Raw genomic sequence first — 17,025 nt, 5'->3', positions numbered from 1 at the left:
GCTTTAGATATCTCATACGCTAGCTTCACGGATTTGTCGAGGGCTTGATACGATGAAGTTGGGAGCGGTAATTCTTGTAAGTATATTTTGAAAGACATCCGTATTTTATTGGCTGTTATCTAAATATGCATATCAGTGGAAATGGTAAATAAAAGGATACGTTATGTTAACCCTGTCCATGCATTCTTTATATCCTGAAAAAGTATATCAACTATAATGTGTTGAATGTTGAAGGGGTTTTTATGATTGAGAAGTTTGAAGCGCCTAAACGTGACCCCATAAATCAGCAAATTCTGATTTATAGTGAAAATATCGAAATTATCCGCATGCAACGCGACATGCTAAAATCATTTGGGGTTCGCAATATCATTGCTGCAAATAATCCTGATGAGTTGATGGAGTTTGCGTCCGTAAGAAGTTTGGGGACCATTCTCGTTAATGGGAATAGCCGTGTAGACCCTCGCAAAATTATCGGTGCTCTTCGTAACCAAGACAAAGTGCAAGACCCTTATTCTCAAGTGTTTTTTGTAACTGGTAGTAGTTCAGCCCAACTGGTCAAACTGATCATTATGGCGGGATATGATGGTATATTATGTCTTCCGTTTTCGCGGGCGCGCCTTTGGAAAACGATTGAGCGTATGAGTATTACACAAAGAACTTTTGTGCGTGTGGGAGAGTATTTTGGTCCTGATAGACGCCAAGGTATTCTACCTTCTCAGCCCAAAACAGAAGAGCGCCGTAAAGAAGAATTGCTCAAAAAGGTGAGTGTAGAGCCAAAGCGCGTAAGCTAGGTCCGCTTGAAATCAAGCCAGACAGGGGCGCAATCACCGAGTCCTTTTGTTTGATAGCGTGTGGTAACATGGTCTGCTGGAGGCGTGCGCCAATCATCGGCTTTTTCAGCTAACCAGCTGAAAGAAGGTGAGTTTTCAAATCTCTCCAACGTCCAGTCAGCATAATTTGCCCAATCTGTAGCAAACCGAACATGGCCGCCAGGTTTTAGGATGCGCGCGAGTGTGTCTATGAATTCAGGTTGGATAAGGCGGCGTTTGTGATGACGTGTTTTGTGCCACGGGTCTGGAAACATAATAAAAATGCGATCCAGCGATGCATCTGCGAGCTTATCTAAGACCAATCTTGCATCATCAGGGTGTATGCGTACGTTCTGCATACCGTCTGCATCTATCAAGGTAAGTGCCTTGGCGACGCCTTCTTGGAAGGGTTCTGCCCCAATGATACCGACCTGCGGGTTGCGTGCTGCTTGTCCGATTAAATGTTCGGCCCCGCCAAATCCAATTTCAAACCAGACTTCCTTACAGGATGCATCGAATAGATTTTTCGGGTCGAAATTGTCGTGAAGTGCGTCCATGTCAACAACGATTTTGGGAAGGAGTTCTTCCATTAATCGTTGTTGACGAGGAGATAAAGGGCGACCACCAGTTCGACCGAATGTACGCAAGGGGCCAAATTTTGAACCCTTGCTGCTTGTGTCGTCTTTCGGTGTCGCCATTGTGTGTCTAACCCTTGTGTTCCAAACCTTGAGCCAATGAATTGGCTATGAAGTAGGGAGGGGTTCTAGGCTAGACTTTTAAGCTTGTCGACTAGGTCTGTTTTTTCCCATGAGAAACCGCCATCAGCATCAGGTTCGCGACCAAAGTGGCCATAAGCTGCTGTGCGCGCATAAATTGGTTTGTTGAGACCGAGGTGCGTACGGATACCACGTGGTGATAAATCCATTAGGTCTGGGATAGCTGCCTCAATAACAGCTTCATCAATTTTAGATGTCCCATCTGTGTTGATGAAGATAGAGAGTGGTTTTGCAACACCAATTGCGTAGGAAAGTTGAATTGTACAACGGTCAGCTAGACCTGCTGCCACAATGTTTTTGGCCAAATAGCGGCTTGCATAAGCAGCAGAGCGGTCAACTTTAGTTGGGTCTTTACCGGAGAATGCACCACCACCGTGAGGCGCGGCACCACCATATGTGTCCACAATGATTTTACGGCCAGTTAGACCTGCATCACCGTCTGGTCCACCAATAACGAAGTTACCAGTTGGGTTTACATAGAATTCTTCTTCAGGTGGGAACCAACCTTCAGGAAGAACTTGTTTTACAACAGGGCGAACCATTTCGCGAATATCAGCTGGTGTGAAGCCATATTTGTGCTGTGTAGATACAACAACAGATGACACACCTACAGGGCGACCATTTTCATATTTTAGGGTCACTTGTGATTTTGCGTCAGGCTCAAACTCAGGTTGTTTGCCGGACTTACGAAGTTCGGCCATTTGCTTTAGAATTTGGTGAGAATAAATGATTGGAGCAGGCATTAATTCTGGTGTTTCGTTTGTCGCGAAACCAAACATGATACCTTGGTCCCCAGCACCTTCTTCTTTGAAGTCGCCAGTTCCTTCATCAACACCCATCGCAATATCAGTCGATTGACCGTGAAGGCGGTTGATGAGTTCAGCTGTTTTCCAGTGGAAGCCTTTCTGGTGGTATCCGATATCACGAACAGCTTCACGCGCTGTTTCTTCGATTTCTTCCATAGAAGGCATCAAATCATCAGCTATGCGCATTTCACCAGCAAGAACAATCAGGTTTGTCGTTGTAAGGGTTTCACATGCCACGCGCGCTTCAGGGTCGCGTGCTAGAAAAAGGTCGACTATAGAGTCTGAAACACGGTCGGAAACTTTGTCAGGGTGTCCTTCGGAGACACTCTCACTCGTAAAGTAATAATTAGATTTCACGTTGGCACCCTAATATTGAATTGCACATATAAGGATATCTTTATATGCGAAAAGGAGGGGTTTGGGAAGTCTTGAATGAAAAATAGCAAATGGAAGTATTCCAAGCATAAAAAAGGCTCCCCAGAATGGAGAGCCTTTAAGAGTAGGTATTAAGCGATTAAACGATTTAGATTTTAGAGAAAATCACTGAGCCATTTGTGCCGCCAAACCCAAATGAGTTGGACATAACCATTTTCAGCGCAGCATCACGTGCCTCTCTAATAATGTTCATTCCAGCCGCAGCAGGGTCTAAATTCTCAATATTGATAGATGGCGCAATGAAGCTTTCCTTCATCATCAAGAGAGAATAAATTGCTTCTTGTACGCCAGCAGCCCCCATTGCGTGACCCGTCATGGATTTCGTACCAGAAATCATTGGTTGGTCTTTTGCGTCGTTTCCAAATAATTTGCGTACGCTTTCTAACTCGACCATATCGCCAACCGGTGTCGCAGTGGCGTGTGGATTTAGATAATCAGGTTTTCCTTTTACAGTGGAAAGTGCCTGTTGCATTGCGCGATATCCACCTTCACCAGACGGGGCGACCATGTCATGGCCATCTGATGTTGCGCCATATCCAGTGACTTCGCCATAAATAGTTGCACCGCGTTTTTTGGCGTGCTCGTATTCTTCAAGAACTAAAATTCCAGCACCACCAGAGATAACGAAACCATCACGGCTTTCATCGAATGCGCGTGAAGCTGTTGTAGGTGTGTCATTATATTTAGATGACATTGCGCCCATAGCATCAAAAAGAGCGGAGAAGCTCCATTCAACTTCATCACCACCGCCGGCAAACATAATATCTTGCTTGCCCCATTGGATTTGTTCAGCAGCAGCGCCGATACAGTGAAGGGATGTCGTACATGCAGACGATATTGAGTAATTCACACCCAATATTTTAAACATGGTTGAAAGTGCGGCAGACGCAGTCGAACACATAGCTTTAGGTACTGCGAAAGGACCAATGCGCTTAATGCCTTTTTCGCGTCCGATATCGGCAGCTTCAACAATCGCGCGTGTGGAGGGACCACCTGTTCCAACAATTAGACCAGTGCGCGGATTTGAGACTTTTTCTGCGGGAAGGCCGCTATCAGCCAGTGCTTGTTCCATTGCCATATAACAATAGCCCGCTCCATCGCCCATGAAACGCATCGCGCGTTTTTCAATATGGTCTTTAGGAACGGCTTTAGGCTTACCAACGACTTGGCAGCGGAATCCGCGGTCAGCGTATTCCTGAGAAAATGTAATGCCTGATCGTCCGTTTTTCAGGCTGTCAGTAACTTCTTTTATGTTGTCCCCAATTGAAGAGACGATGCCCATTCCTGTGACAACAACGCGACGAAGACCAGATGCACTCATGTGTGCTTACCCTTTTTTGTTGGGCGCGCCGCAGGTGGAGGAGGGCGCCGCCTCAATGAATATAAGAACTTACGCTTCAGGTTTAAATAACCCAACTTTAAGGTCTTTCGCTTGATAGATTTTCTGATCGTCAGCGAAAACCATACCGTCAGCTATTCCCATAACCAAACGTCCGCGAATTGCGCGTTTGATATTGATTTCATAGCGTACTTTTTTGATGTCATTTGTCACCTGACCAGTGAATTTTACTTCACCAACACCCAAGGCGCGGCCACGACCAGGTGAACCTGACCAACCAAGCCAGAAGCCAACCAATTGCCACATGGCATCAAGGCCAAGACAACCGGGCATAACTGGATCGCCTGGGAAGTGACATTGGAAAAACCAAAGATCAGGATTTACGTCTAGTTCTGCAATAAGTTGGCCTTTGCCATTTTCGCCGCCATCTGAATTGATTTTCAAGATGCGGTCGAGCATGAGCATTGGAGGTGCAGGAAGCTGGGCATTTCCCGGTCCAAACAATTTACCTTCACTAGATGTGATAAGGTCTTCATATGAATACGAACTTTGAGGTTCGTGGAAATCAGCAGGGCTAGACATTCTGGTCTTCTCCAATACACGGTAGCGCGTGATATTGATTCAATTCATCACATTGCGCAACATTTGAAGACAGGGGTTAGCACGGTGTTTACGAAGGGCAAACCCTTTGTTCGGTCCCTCTTGCGTGGGAATAGGTTGTATTTAACCTAAATCGTCTACACCCCAAATTGAATTTCGTGTTGCCCAGCCACGTTTACCATCAATATCAATGCGACACCAATCACCTTCACATTCGGCAATATCTGCGACTACGCCCATTGACACTTCGGCGATCGGCCGCGTTTCTTGGTCTGGTTTTTGGAACATAACCAACATTTCGGAGGTGATGCCTGTGCGGCGTGCGCCGAGCATGCGTTCATGAACCCATACTTCATCCCCTTGGGGATCGCGTATTTTACGCCAATCACCAGATTCACGAATGACGAGCACTGGCAAGCCGCTGCGTTGGTATTGCCATTTGATAGGATAATCTATGCTCGGACCTAAGCGACCATTGACCTCGCCATATTTAAGGCTTGCATAACGGGGTACGGGCATACTGGAAAATTTTGAAATACGCCTATTTTGTTCCTGATGAATATATGGCGTAAGGCTTGCAGATTCTATTTGGAATTCATCTTCATCATGCGCTTGCGCATAGGCTTTGGTGGTCAATCCGTGAGAGAATTGACAGGTAAGCAATAATAAAGTGACGGTGATAAAACACCGGAAGTGAGCATTTTGACTCGAGAACATAAACATGACCATCATTTAATGATGAGTTAGAATGTCCTTCCATGGTGAATGGCTTGTTAACCTGATTTTTCAAATTTGCCGCACCCATGAATTTAGTTGAAAATTTGGAAATTTATTGCTGATTTGCTATGTGCTCAGTATAAAAAATATAAAGTACGGAGACGTTGAATGCCACGGGACAAGGTAAAGGTCGTCATATCGCGCAAATTGCCAAAACCAATTGAGCAACGCATGGTGGAGCTCTTTGATGCTGAGCTAAATGCGACAGATGAAGCGTTTACAGAGAACCGCATTGCGGATGCTTTGGAGCGCGCAGATGTTTTTGTCTCGACGGTGACGGATAAAATTCACGCCGGATTAATCGCGAAAGCAGGCAAGCAGTTAAAGATGATCGCCCAATTTGGTGCTGGCGTTGATAATATTGACGTTAAAGCGGCGGCAGAACGCGGTATTGTCGTCACCAATACGCCTGGCGTTCTAACGGAAGATACTGCCGATATGACGATGGCGCTTATTTTGGCGCTGCCAAGACGCATGGTGCAGGGAGTGGAGGCGCTGCGGCGCGGTGAGTTCGAAGGATGGTCTCCAACGTGGATGCTGGGCCACCGTATCTTCGGAAAACGCATCGGTATTATTGGTATGGGCCGGATAGGGCAGGCGGTTGCGCGTCGTGCGCGCGCATTTGGTCTGGAAGTGCACTATCATAACCGTAACCGTGTTTCACCGGCCATTGAGGCACAGTTTGCGACGACCTACTGGGAAAGTTTAGATCAGATGATATCGCGAATGGATATTATCTCGATAAACTGCCCAGCGACACCGGCAACTTACCACCTTATGCATGAGCGTCGCTTAAGGCTGCTAAAACCGCACGCCTATATCATTAACACCTCTCGCGGTGAGGTGATTGACGAAGAGGCACTCATTAGTGCGCTTGAGGCTGGGCAAATTGCTGGGGCAGGTCTGGATGTTTTTGAGAATGAGCCAGAGATAAATCCAAGGCTTTTGGCACTTAAGAATGTTATTCTCATACCGCATATGGGATCTGCCACGATCGAAGCGCGTACTGAGATGGGCGAAAAGGTGATCATTAATATTAAGAATTTCCTTGATGGTCACATGGTTCCTGATCGTGTCATTCCCGACCTAATCTAGTTTTGTGCGTACATTTAAAATGTGCTCACACATCCCCTGTGATGGGGGATGTGGCAGATAGCGGCTGACTTTTTTAAAAATTAGGCTTTCGCGAGAAAAAATATAAATTTTCTGTAATTTATTTTGACAGATTAACTTATTTTAAGGACAATCCTAACATATATGTAATCTAAGCTTGTAGCGTTCTGTACTGGGGAGTTTTTGTTATGAAACTCAAAATTCTAAGTCTTATGGTTGTCGCAGTATGCGCATTAGGTGCGTGTGAGACGGCAGAAGGTTACAGAAAGCAGCTCACGCAATACCAAGGACAAACGACCCAGCAACTACTTGCTGAATGGGGCAAACCCACGCTCGTGAACCGTCTAGAAGATGGTCGTGAGATATGGGTATATAAAGAGTCTAAAGACTTGCCGCGTGGTGGATATTTTGATCACCGTTATTACCGTACATCAGCAAAATTTGATACTGAAGCAGGTGATGCGCAAACACGTCGCTATATTGAAGCGCGCAAAGTGTGGGTGCCGCGTTACATATTAAAATCTGTGTGCAGCACACAATTCATTGTTGAACACCATAATGTTGTCGAGGAATTTTCATTCCGCGGGAATGGGTGTTTAGCGAATGAATGGGGCATTTAATTTGCCGCTTCTGAACCCGTTTCAGAATTTTCATTTGAATTCAAAATAGCCCGAGGCGGAGAGCTTTCAAGGACTTGTGTTTTTGAGTTCGTGTGAGTCTTTCTGACGCTTTCCAAAAACGATAAGACATCATCAAGCGAGCGACGGGGGGTCTCGATGACTAAACAATGCCCCGACATTTCATAAGTTATCAGTGTAGAATTTGGAATTGCACTATTAAATTCGTGTGCAAACCTAACGGGAATAATCTTATCTTTCTCGCCATGTAAAATAAGCGTGGGGTGCTTTAGGTCTTTAAATTGGGTTGGCAAAGAAATAGATGTTTTTCTAAGCGCCAATTTGACCAAGCCCTTGCGATGCGCAGGTCCACGCGCGAGATCAGATAAGCGTTTTACCATCGCTTGTTCAGTAATGCTTGGATCAGAAAAGCACTTATCCAAGCGCGCTTGGATGTGCGTTTGCATGTCAAAATGTTTTAAGACAGGGGCTAACCACGGATTTAGCTGAATGTCTTTTACAATGGGGTCAAAGGCCACATCATTTTCTGTTAAAGGCCAACCATCTGCACCAATTAGAATAAGCGCATTTACGCGATCTGGGTTGGTTAAGGCGTATTCCCAACTTATCTGTCCGCCAAGTGATGTGCCGCCAATTGAGAAGTGATCTAAATTAATTGCGGTGGTAAAATCTTGGATGAAGTTCACCATGCCATTTGATGTTTCAACATATGACATATCGGATTCAGTCAATCCATGCATCGGCAGATCAACGGCGATTATACGATATCGACCACGCAGTTCTTTAAGCCACTCATTCCACTCGGAGGAGTTGCTGGTATATCCATGAAGCAATAGCAGCGTGTCTTTGTTTGGGTCGTATTGGCCGATGGTCGGTCCTGAATCTAGATAGTGGACGCGCGCACCGCTCTCTAAGGTCACAAAATGAGAAGCGCTCAGACTGTAGCGCTGCTCAAGGCTGGAGAAGGGGATATCTGACCGTTTTAATGTAAACCAAGCAGCTATTATCACGATGAGAGTGAAACAAAACGCGCCGATTATAAAACGTACCATACAGATGATTTCCAAACTAAAACTTGGCGGTGATTTGATGTTTGCTTATCAAGCAATATTAATTCACGAACCTCATTAATGCCCTAAATTAGTTTGCCCTTGCAAGCTAGAATTATTGGGCTGCTTATTTCGACAGCAGATATCTTCTTCTAGCAGAAAAACATTATGTATATGATTTTAAATAGGTGATTGAACCAATATCACATGTTTGGGCGTGCCCGAGTGGTCTTGCCTTACACTGCATCTCTCAAATATATTTAGATACTCACCATTGCTGTTGCGAATACGTAGAGTGTGCTCCAACGTTTTCGTTTTTCCATCCAACATGTTTTGATAAGCATTTCTGGCGCTTTCAATATCGTCTGGATGAATGCGATCTATATGATCGTAAATCTCATTTTTTCTAAGATTTTTGGCGTATTCATAGAGATTATGCCAACCTTGAGAATAAATGACCGAGGCGTCTTTCACATTCCAATCAATGATGCCTGCTTGCAGCATGTCACTGGCGATTTCAGCGCGTGCGAGTGCATCAGCTGAGTTATTTCGCCGCCGGTCGCTTTTATGCCATTCGTTCTGAATGAGCGATATTGTAAGCAATAGGCCCAGTATTCCAGGACCGATAAAGGTTAGAACCTCCAAGCCGGCTTTTCGTAACACATAGACAGAACTAATGGGGCTGCTGGTGTAGATCACCCTTACATCATAGGCGGAAAGGCCAGACTCGACAGTCAAAAACGGGATGTTTTTGGGAGATGTTAGCGTTTTGACTTGTGTCTCTTCCAAAGGTGAAATTGGTGTGTTCAGCCCATCAAACTCCAGACGGTTTCCTAGAACTCCGAAATAATTTTCTGATCCGTATTTGGAGAGGATATTATTGTCTTTATCTATCAGATAGCCATTATCAATATCCTTTGCCATCGTGCTCTGTGGAATGAGCAGATTGGCCAGTGTTTTGTCATCGAGTACGAATATAAGTGTTTTCCGGCTTAGAAATGATGGACGTTGAAAGATGAGGACATCATCATTTTCTGTTCTCACAATATCTAGTCTTTGCTCCAATAAATTAGCTGATTTTTGAAGTGGAGATGGAGTCTGCGTATACTTCTCTGAGGAAGTGTCGCTGGTTGTCTCGCTTATTTGGAGGAGAATATTTCCGTCTTCATCTTTCAGCATTACCGCCTTTATGGGCGTGTTTTTGAGCATTTGGAAAATGGCACGACGCGCGTCTCTTTGCGATGTTGAAGAAGTTGGGATCGTATCAAATTCGCGAATAAGAGGTGCTAATTCAAGCGTATTTTTTTCTAGATTGGATAGCAAATTTTCTATTTTGAGCGAGCCAATTTGGGCAGAGGCACGAAGCTCATGAGAATATTCTTTGGCGATCTTCTGTCCGGTCAAATAGACAAAAAGTGCAAGCCCCATAAAGCACGTGACAAAGGCCATTGCGTATAAAGCAATAACGAGCGCAGGAGAAGATAAGTCTCTGTTACGACTAGACTTAAATATCTCGGAAGTGGTGGTATTTGTCATCTTATGATTACCAAATATCTCTGTTTAAAGGATCGAACTTAAAGTCTCTGCTTGTCATTGAGGCGCGGCCCTTGGGTGTGAAACGCAAAGTGATGCCTGCGCGCACATCTTGAAAAGCATTCGATGAAATGACGCTCGCTGCGGCACCAATGGACCATTTATCATTTAGACGATGCATGGCTATGACGTCTGCTGACACAGCAAACCCTGTATTTGAAGAACCTGAAAACTCATCTCCATCTGGTCCATTTAATGGTAGCACCAAAGACGGGTCAGTTTTCACAGACTCATATGCTGTAGACGCATTTACACGTACAATTGTTTGGCGTGCTTCTCGCGTTTGGGCATGTAGACTTATGCCGGCGCGATGATGCTGTTGAGGACTAAAATAGCCGCCATGTCCAATTGTGTGGTGGTTGGAATTTTTTTCATATGTATCAAAACCATAAAATGGACCAGCCGCGATATAATCAAATGATTGGTGCTGGATAGACGTCGTAGCAGCGAGGGATGCGCCTAAGTGCGTGTTATCAATTGTGTTTTGTCCACTTAGCTCGCTTATATTTGCTGCTGTCGTCACAGTGAATTGTTCTTTGAAGGTTTTTGCGATTTGTCCCTTTAGGCCGCTCTCAACGATACGCCCATAAGCAATGGTAGAAGCAGGGTCTTTGCGACCCAATAGGGACGTAAGACTATCATCGCGGGGAATGGAAAACAGGCTGGCTTTGATTCGGAAGTCTTCACGTGCTTTGCGGCGGTGTAAGCTTAATTCACCGACCAGACGTGTGGATGTGTTTTCGTTGATAGGTGTGGTTGTGATCAAAGCAGCGAATTGGGTTTCGCCCTCACGTTGCCATGATAGGAATGGTGATACGCCTAGTTCTTTTCCTGAATCATTGGCGAAATTAGGCGTGCCAACATTTGCCGTCAATTTAGCGCGTCCAGCATCGGTTGAAATAGTCGCTATGCCAGCCTCTAAGATGTTGGTATTAAATGTATTTCCTATAGATGTACGGGTGTGTGTGGCGCTTAGTCGATTGGCTCCCTCAACGCCGTTTGTGCGACGCATGGATATAGCTTGAGCGATCCATAAATTATCAATACCCGCGAGATCTTTTTCGAATTTATCGTTTAACTTTAGAGCTGTAGAGAAATCATTGCGAGCAAAAGCACTTTCAGCTTTTGATGCTTTGACTTTTTCAGCAAGAGGGCCACCGACAAGGCTAGAAAGTGTTTCTAGATTATCTAGATGTTGATTTGCGCTTGCGGCAAAATACAACCCTTGACTGGATTCTTCATCCTGTTGATCAAGATAAAGTGCTGCGAAATTGGCTTCTGCCAAATCTAGTTTTTTGAGGTGATACTGGGACCATGCCTCACGCATTTTAGCGTCACGAAGTGGGGCACCGTTCTGTGCGGCTTGAAAGGCTAAAGTTTCAGCTTGTGCGTAGTCTTTGTTTTCATAAGCTTTTTGTGCCATTCCCAACCAAGCTGATCCAATAATGGCTTGTGCATCTGGTGTGCTTTTCTCGGAAATGTCTATCGCTGCATTTGCGTAATCTATGGCAGTTTGCCAGTTTTCTTCTGATAGTGAGGTTTGTGAAAGCTTTAATTGGGCGTTGGCGCGTAGCGCGGACCATTTTTCAGATTGGATAATATCTGGAGTGGGATTTATGTTTAGGGCATAAGAAATATCGCCCATGTTAAAGGCGCTAAGTGCTTGTGCATAAAGAATATTTATGTCTTTTTCTATAGATAGAGAAGCGGTAAAAGCCTTGTGTGCGAGCACGGGATTTTCAGCCAACACAGCCCAGCCAATTTGATTATACATGCTGGCGTTATGAGTTTCATCAGCAAGACTTAAAGCATTTTGCCATTTTTGATCTGTGAAAAATGCATCAAACTGTTTGTTTTTTATCGTTTTTTCAAGGTTTACCCACGCATTCACGCTATCGGGTGTAAGCGCTTTGCCTTTAAAACGGGAGCGGATAGCCATCAAGTCCGCAAGATCTAGAAATTGGGTGGCGCTTTCGAGGATTTTAATCTGACGAGATGGAGTATTACAGTGATCGAGTGCTGAAATTTGATATTCAGCTAACTTGTTGCTGCTCTGGTGGCTTGCTAGTGCAAGCGTGCGCGCCCAGTGGTCCCCTTCAGATAAGCAGTGCTTAGTATCTGCTGTAGCAGAGAGTATGCCTTGCCAGTCTTGTGCTCTGACCATGCTCTTAATCTGGTGATCGTGTTGTCCAGATCGCAAGGTTAAAGTCAAATTTTTGGAAGGGGTCCAATTTGGAAAATTGGTTTGTGTCTGGGATAGAAGGTTTGCAGCCAATTGCCATTGGCCATTTTCTATAGCTGCCCAAATAGGCTGATCATTCACTTCCACAAGGGGCTTGTTTTGAAGCTGGGTGGGGTTTGACTCCTCGGCAAGATCGACTTTCGATACAGGTATCCCCAGACGCGTCACACTGATAGCGTTTGATGTATCTGCATGCGATGAGGCTGCGCTGCTCAAACTCAATGAGACAGCTAGCCCGATCAGCAAATGTTTAGGGATATTTTTGATAAAGGGAGCCATTTAAGGTTGGTTCCGTTTTCTCATATAGCGAGCGACAAATGCTAGAATTGAGGCAACACCAAATAAAAGCCCACCCATGATTAAAAGCCATTTCAGAGGTGTTTTCGCATTGTGAAACGCAATACGTTCAGCGGCTTCTAAGTTGCCGACAAAATAAGTATCTTGTGCAGATTGAGTCGCAAAAGTAGATGGCTTTTCACGCCATACGGCGGCACCGCCATCCAACTGACTCCAATGACTCGGTTCAACGAGGTTTTTGACTGCATTTTCCAATGTCGAAGCGTTTTGTCCCATTACCACGGTTAGCAAGGTTTCATTTGCCGATGGGTTCTCTCCTGATATGACCGCACCATTGCGTCCAAGGTTGGCGAGTTCATAGAGGCTTTTGTGTCGTCCATTGTTGGACGGCGTTAGGATGAATGGGCTTTTTAAAATTGGATCTAGTGTTGATTTAGCTCCAACTAACAGGGTGTTGTTGGCAGGTGGGACTAAACCAAAATCCATATCGACATTGCTAAACCATGCCTTGTGAATTTGCCCAAGCTTTGCTGTTAGTGTCCAGACTGCTGCAAGGTTGGGGCTTGTTGCATCTGCGGCGAGAATAGAGAATTTCTCTGTCTCCACACCCGAGTAGGGGTAGCCTGTGTTCTTCATTAGGCCCAGATTGGGTAATTCAACATAGGTTTGCGCATCGGGCAGGCGGATAAGTGAACTACCTTCCAAAATGAAAGCTAGGTTTCTTAGATTGCGCGGCGCACATTTGCCTATTTGCGATTTATTTAGCTCAGCCTTGAAACTTACTTTATTGGGGCCCGGTTGGAGGACACGGGAAGGCAGTAAGATTTTATATCCTGCAGTCGCTTCTCCATCTGGATTAGATAAGGTGATGGCTTTACGGAAAACATCATTTACGAAGATATTTAATACAGAATCAGGATCTTGCGCAGCTCCATAAGCATAGTCTAATTCTAACTCAACGATGTCTTGTTCGGTGGCAAAATAGTTGGCTGGCATTTCAAAATTCAAAGCAGCCTGAGCGTATTGCGATCCGGTTATAGATGTTGTGTTCAGCCCTAAATCTTTGAATGTGTATGATTTACCACTTTGCAACGGAGCACTTGCTGCAAAATTGACATTGGAAACAGCATCTTCTTCGAGGATACGCGCTTCATTTGTATCTGCGAATGGAAAAGAACTTAAGCCCAGTGCATCAATGGCAAGGCCAACGCTCTTTGCGTTGTGACCACTGGCAATTATAACAAAGCGAGACGGGTCCGCTGGAGAGGGGCCTATGGCTAAATAGCCTTCTTCTTGAGAGACGCTTGCAGGATCTATAGATAGATATTGTCCGATTTCTTCAAATGTGCCGACAAGAATGAGATCACTATCTTGAGTATTTGTGGATAGGTAAGGCGCGGGTCCAATCGCGGTTTCGGACTCAATGCGTGTGGCGGTTGAGTGTGAAATATCTGGAATTTTATAGTCGAGACGGTTTGCAATGGCCTGACTAATCAATGCACCCCATTTTAGGTGGCTTTTGTTGATGTTCTCAGCTGTCACAATGCTGATTTTTTCAATTCCTGCGAGGCCAGGCGAAATCGCTGCATCAAGGTCTGCAAGTGTGCCGGCAAATGGGCGGCGTGTGTATGTAAATTCTATCGTTGAGCGTAGGGTATCAATATCAGTCCAAAGTTCGGGTGAGGTCGGGTCCTGACATTCGATAGTATGACGCTGAATCGCATTCAATTCGATGGCATTGAAACCTGAAGACAGCGCTTGTTTGTCCAATACAATTTCATCCAAAACGGATGTTTGACTTGTAGATGCTTTCACTTGCGCGATGAATTGCTGATTGATCGACACTCGCAAATGCGGAGACATCCCGTCCATGGCGCTGGATGATGCGTGGCGCAGGAGTAAACGTGCATCATCAATGCGCGCTTGTGGCGCAATATTGACATAGAGCGTTTCTCTTGCGTTTGCGCCGCTTAAATGAATGCTGCCTTGCGCTGACCTAAGGAGAGATAGGGGTGCACGTACTTTATAGCGTCCATCGGCAAGTTTTTCAGTTTGAATTTGCGCGGGTGCTTCATATCGCGCGTACACATCTGCAAAAGGCGCTGATGTGCTTGCCTCAGGTGCAATTTGAGCGGTGGCTGGAATACTGATTAGACTGGCCGCACAAAGGGCGCTTAGTGATATCTTTTTCATATTTTTACCGTTCTCAGAATTTCGGTGAAGTGTTCAAAAGCGCGCACAACGCTTGTACGGATCAGGAAGTAAATGCTTCCAAACATGTTGTTGGAAGTGGAGCGAACTTCTTGAAATTGACTCCAGTTTTTGCTGTTGGAATACACTAGCGAAACGATCGCTTTCCATTGCGCAGCGGTTTCTAACTTGAAGCTAAGTCCAACGAGGATTTTGTTATTCTTTTCAAAGACAGATCGCACAACAAGGTCGAGCATATGGCTGTCGGGACTATCTAAGTCTTTGGCGTTGATCTGGACGCTGTCGCCAACTTCTAAAATGTCTCTAAATTCTGTTGTAAATTCGATCCCCATACCGTGAACGGATAGGTCTGTTGTCACAGTTCTGAAGGATTCCCCTTCAATAAGAATTGCGATTTCAGAATTTCGCTCAATACGGGGGAAGGCGCGGCGTTGGGAGCGTTCAAAGAGAACACCAAGTGCGCCAAGCAATAGAATGAGATGAAAGGTGTTCCACATTAAACCAGCAGCCATAAAGCCTGCATCTTGAGGGTTTAACACCATGCGGAGTATGCCCGCTACTTCGCCAAAGAGCACAAGACTGATGAGCCAATAAAAGGGCAGAGCGAGTGGCGAAATAAAGTTTGTGTCGAGGTCTTCACCCTTGGGCGTTACCGCAAATGTTGGCGCGCGTGGGTTTCTGAAGACTTCCAAAATAGCGCCAGCGCAATGCACGGACTGTATAATTTCATATAATTCGGATGCAAAAACCCAGCGGCTTTTTCCATATAATGCGGAAGAAAGTAAAATAGCGCCGACAATGTGAGGGCCGCCATACGCGAAAAAGTCGGTGATGGATGCGTCATACACCTGAATACCAAATATCAGATATAATAGGGGCGCAAATACAAACGCCATGCGGGCAAGAGGGAAAAACCAGAAGAAACAGGAATTTAGATACCCTAGACGTTGAGATAGGGAGAGACCTTTTTTAAGCAAAGGGTTTTTTAGAATGAAAATCTGAGCCATGCCCTGCGCCCAGCGCATACGCTGAACAATGAAGCCAGAAAATGTTTCAGGCGAAAGACCTGCCACCATGGGTTGGGCGACATAAGCGCTACGATATCCACGAGAGTGTAATTCAAGAGCTGTTTCTGCATCTTCGGTGATTGTGTCACCTTGAATGCCGCCAATTTCCATAATGTATTTCCGGCGCAATAGCGCGGCAGATCCACAGAAGAAAGACGCGTTATATCCATCCAACCCTTTTTGGATGATGTTATAAAACATCTCGTTTTCACTTGGCATATCATTGAATGTACCAAGGTTTCTTTCCAATGGATCAGGGTTGAGGAAGAAATGCGGCGTTTGAACGAGGAAGAGTTTATCATCCTTCGTGAAATGACCGACAGTGCGTGTGAGAATATCTTTGGTGGGAACGTGATCCGCATCAAGGATCAAGATAAGTTCACCATTAGTATGCTTTAGGGCGGAATTGATGTTACCCGCTTTTGCGTGTTCGTTCTTCTCGCGCGTAAGATAGGTTGCACCTGTGCGCTCGCAAAGTTTTTGAAGGTCGATACGTCGTTGTTTAGCAGCTTGGGCTTTTTCTGGATCTGATTGTCCGCATTTTTGGTCTGTTCCGCCATCATCCAACACATAGATGTTTAGTTTTTCAGCAGGGTAATTGATTGCAGTAGCGGCGCGAACAGTGACCTCCAGCAGCATCTCATCCTCATTATAGGTTGGAATGAGTACATCTACACTTGGGCTTTTATCTATGGAGACAGGCGCGGGTTGAGGTGAGCGCTCAAATACATCCACAGACAAAAAAGTTGAAAGCAGCAGAATGACGAAGCCGTAAATTTCGGCTCCAAAAAGGGCTAACCCAAAAACAAAGGGTAGAAATTCGTCTGTCGGAAGCGTTTCAGCTGCTCGCCAGAGAATATAGCGTGTGGATGTGAAGACAGTCAGTAGAAACAGGAAGACGCGCAGAGGACCAGAAGGAGGCTTTATCCAGTTTACAGTAAAAAAGATGATGACTGTAAAGCTCGCAAGGAGCACTTGCGTATCAAGTTCAAGCGGCGTTGCTGATAAAATGGACACAAACAATAGGGCAAGAACGGCAGAAACCGTCTTGAGTGGGGCATGCTTATTGCCTGTATATTGATGTGTGTGCATCGGAATTTGCAATCTGTTTGGAATTATTTGTCCAACATTCTTTGCAAATTATATTGAATATTTAGGCCAAGACGTGCGGCTAAATTCAACGAAGTGTGTTTACGAATGCATCTATACAACCGTAAATTTTGTGATCTTGTTGGTTAACCCTTAGTAGGCAATCCCTAGGATTACGCTAGAA

13 protein-coding genes are annotated in these 17,025 nt (G+C 45.2%); 3 read left to right on the top strand and 10 right to left on the bottom strand.

All coding sequences use genetic code 11. The features are described 5' to 3' along the window. Positions 1 to 242: 242 nt before the first annotated feature. On the top strand, positions 243 to 791 hold the full coding sequence (locus tag ACFQS8_RS11720; RefSeq protein WP_382167598.1) for a response regulator: 549 nt from the start codon (positions 243 to 245) through the stop codon (positions 789 to 791). On the opposite strand, the gene trmB is transcribed toward ACFQS8_RS11720, so the two are convergent. The 5 genes from trmB to ACFQS8_RS11695 form a co-directional block, all read right to left on the bottom strand. Beyond that, on the bottom strand, positions 788 to 1,507 hold the full coding sequence (trmB, locus tag ACFQS8_RS11715) for a tRNA (guanosine(46)-N7)-methyltransferase TrmB (RefSeq protein ID WP_382167596.1): 720 nt from the start codon (positions 1,505 to 1,507) through the stop codon (positions 788 to 790). The two genes, ACFQS8_RS11720 and trmB, sit on opposite strands and share 4 nt — an antisense overlap. A gap of 65 nt (positions 1,508 to 1,572) precedes the next feature. Beyond that, positions 1,573 to 2,748 (bottom strand): methionine adenosyltransferase, encoded by a 1,176-nt coding sequence (gene metK / locus ACFQS8_RS11710; RefSeq protein WP_382167595.1) that lies wholly within the window; start codon positions 2,746 to 2,748, stop codon positions 1,573 to 1,575. 166 nt (positions 2,749 to 2,914) lie between these two features. After that, complete coding sequence (gene fabB, locus ACFQS8_RS11705) at positions 2,915 to 4,147, bottom strand: beta-ketoacyl-ACP synthase I (RefSeq protein WP_382167593.1); 1,233 nt, start codon at positions 4,145 to 4,147, stop codon at positions 2,915 to 2,917. Positions 4,148 to 4,216: 69 nt separating this feature from the next. Then, on the bottom strand, positions 4,217 to 4,747 hold the full coding sequence (gene fabA, locus ACFQS8_RS11700; protein ID WP_382167591.1) for a bifunctional 3-hydroxydecanoyl-ACP dehydratase/trans-2-decenoyl-ACP isomerase: 531 nt from the start codon (positions 4,745 to 4,747) through the stop codon (positions 4,217 to 4,219). Positions 4,748 to 4,888: 141 nt separating this feature from the next. Continuing rightward, positions 4,889 to 5,482, bottom strand: a complete 594-nt coding sequence (locus ACFQS8_RS11695) for an SH3 domain-containing protein (protein ID WP_382167589.1) — start codon at positions 5,480 to 5,482, stop codon at positions 4,889 to 4,891. Positions 5,483 to 5,650: 168 nt separating this feature from the next. Between ACFQS8_RS11695 and ACFQS8_RS11690 the strand changes: the two genes are divergently transcribed. Next, the gene (locus ACFQS8_RS11690) at positions 5,651 to 6,637 is read left to right on the top strand and encodes a 2-hydroxyacid dehydrogenase (protein ID WP_382167587.1); all 987 of its coding nucleotides are present in this window, start codon (positions 5,651 to 5,653) and stop codon (positions 6,635 to 6,637) included. A gap of 206 nt (positions 6,638 to 6,843) precedes the next feature. Further along, on the top strand, positions 6,844 to 7,275 hold the full coding sequence (locus ACFQS8_RS11685; RefSeq protein WP_382167585.1) for a hypothetical protein: 432 nt from the start codon (positions 6,844 to 6,846) through the stop codon (positions 7,273 to 7,275). Here ACFQS8_RS11685 and ACFQS8_RS11680 read toward each other — a convergent pair. From ACFQS8_RS11680 to bcsA, 5 genes are all read right to left on the bottom strand, one after another. Continuing rightward, positions 7,272 to 8,345 carry an alpha/beta fold hydrolase gene (locus tag ACFQS8_RS11680; RefSeq protein ID WP_382167583.1) on the bottom strand — a complete coding sequence of 358 codons (1,074 nt, stop codon included), beginning with the start codon at positions 8,343 to 8,345 and terminating at the stop codon, positions 7,272 to 7,274. The genes ACFQS8_RS11685 and ACFQS8_RS11680 overlap by 4 nt on opposite strands. Before the next feature lie 177 nt (positions 8,346 to 8,522). Then, positions 8,523 to 9,878: a PAS domain-containing protein gene (locus ACFQS8_RS11675; protein ID WP_382167581.1), complete on the bottom strand. Its 1,356-nt coding sequence runs from the start codon at positions 9,876 to 9,878 to the stop codon at positions 8,523 to 8,525. 7 nt (positions 9,879 to 9,885) lie between these two features. Next, positions 9,886 to 12,456 carry a cellulose synthase subunit BcsC-related outer membrane protein gene (locus ACFQS8_RS11670; RefSeq protein ID WP_382167579.1) on the bottom strand — a complete coding sequence of 857 codons (2,571 nt, stop codon included), beginning with the start codon at positions 12,454 to 12,456 and terminating at the stop codon, positions 9,886 to 9,888. Then, the gene (locus ACFQS8_RS11665; RefSeq protein ID WP_382167577.1) at positions 12,457 to 14,667 is read right to left on the bottom strand and encodes a cellulose biosynthesis cyclic di-GMP-binding regulatory protein BcsB; all 2,211 of its coding nucleotides are present in this window, start codon (positions 14,665 to 14,667) and stop codon (positions 12,457 to 12,459) included. Further along, positions 14,664 to 16,844: a UDP-forming cellulose synthase catalytic subunit gene (bcsA, locus tag ACFQS8_RS11660; RefSeq protein WP_382167576.1), complete on the bottom strand. Its 2,181-nt coding sequence runs from the start codon at positions 16,842 to 16,844 to the stop codon at positions 14,664 to 14,666. Before bcsA ends, ACFQS8_RS11665 begins: the two co-directional genes overlap by 4 nt. Positions 16,845 to 17,025: the final 181 nt, after the last annotated feature.

The organism is Hirschia litorea (genome assembly GCF_042665075.1).
Classification (GTDB): Bacteria; Pseudomonadota; Alphaproteobacteria; order Caulobacterales; family Hyphomonadaceae; genus Hirschia; species Hirschia litorea.
The sequence above is the reverse complement of the archived record's forward strand: the minus strand, read 5'-3'. Positions and strand labels throughout refer to the sequence as shown.

Bases quoted from the DNA above. Each gene is read 5' to 3' on its own strand.
- ACFQS8_RS11665 (WP_382167577.1), bottom strand. From the start codon at position 14,667: ATGAAAAAGATATCACTAAGCGCCCTTTGTGCGGCCAGTCTAATCAGT.
- ACFQS8_RS11695 (WP_382167589.1), bottom strand. From the start codon at position 5,482: ATGTTCTCGAGTCAAAATGCTCACTTCCGGTGTTTTATCACCGTCACT.
- ACFQS8_RS11720 (WP_382167598.1), top strand. From the start codon at position 243: ATGATTGAGAAGTTTGAAGCGCCTAAACGTGACCCCATAAATCAGCAA.
- fabA (WP_382167591.1), bottom strand. From the start codon at position 4,747: ATGTCTAGCCCTGCTGATTTCCACGAACCTCAAAGTTCGTATTCATAT.
- bcsA (WP_382167576.1), bottom strand. From the start codon at position 16,844: ATGCACACACATCAATATACAGGCAATAAGCATGCCCCACTCAAGACG.
- ACFQS8_RS11680 (WP_382167583.1), bottom strand. From the start codon at position 8,345: ATGGTACGTTTTATAATCGGCGCGTTTTGTTTCACTCTCATCGTGATA.
- ACFQS8_RS11670 (WP_382167579.1), bottom strand. From the start codon at position 12,456: ATGGCTCCCTTTATCAAAAATATCCCTAAACATTTGCTGATCGGGCTA.
- ACFQS8_RS11675 (WP_382167581.1), bottom strand. From the start codon at position 9,878: ATGACAAATACCACCACTTCCGAGATATTTAAGTCTAGTCGTAACAGA.
- fabB (WP_382167593.1), bottom strand. From the start codon at position 4,147: ATGAGTGCATCTGGTCTTCGTCGCGTTGTTGTCACAGGAATGGGCATC.
- trmB (WP_382167596.1), bottom strand. From the start codon at position 1,507: ATGGCGACACCGAAAGACGACACAAGCAGCAAGGGTTCAAAATTTGGC.
- ACFQS8_RS11690 (WP_382167587.1), top strand. From the start codon at position 5,651: ATGCCACGGGACAAGGTAAAGGTCGTCATATCGCGCAAATTGCCAAAA.
- ACFQS8_RS11685 (WP_382167585.1), top strand. From the start codon at position 6,844: ATGAAACTCAAAATTCTAAGTCTTATGGTTGTCGCAGTATGCGCATTA.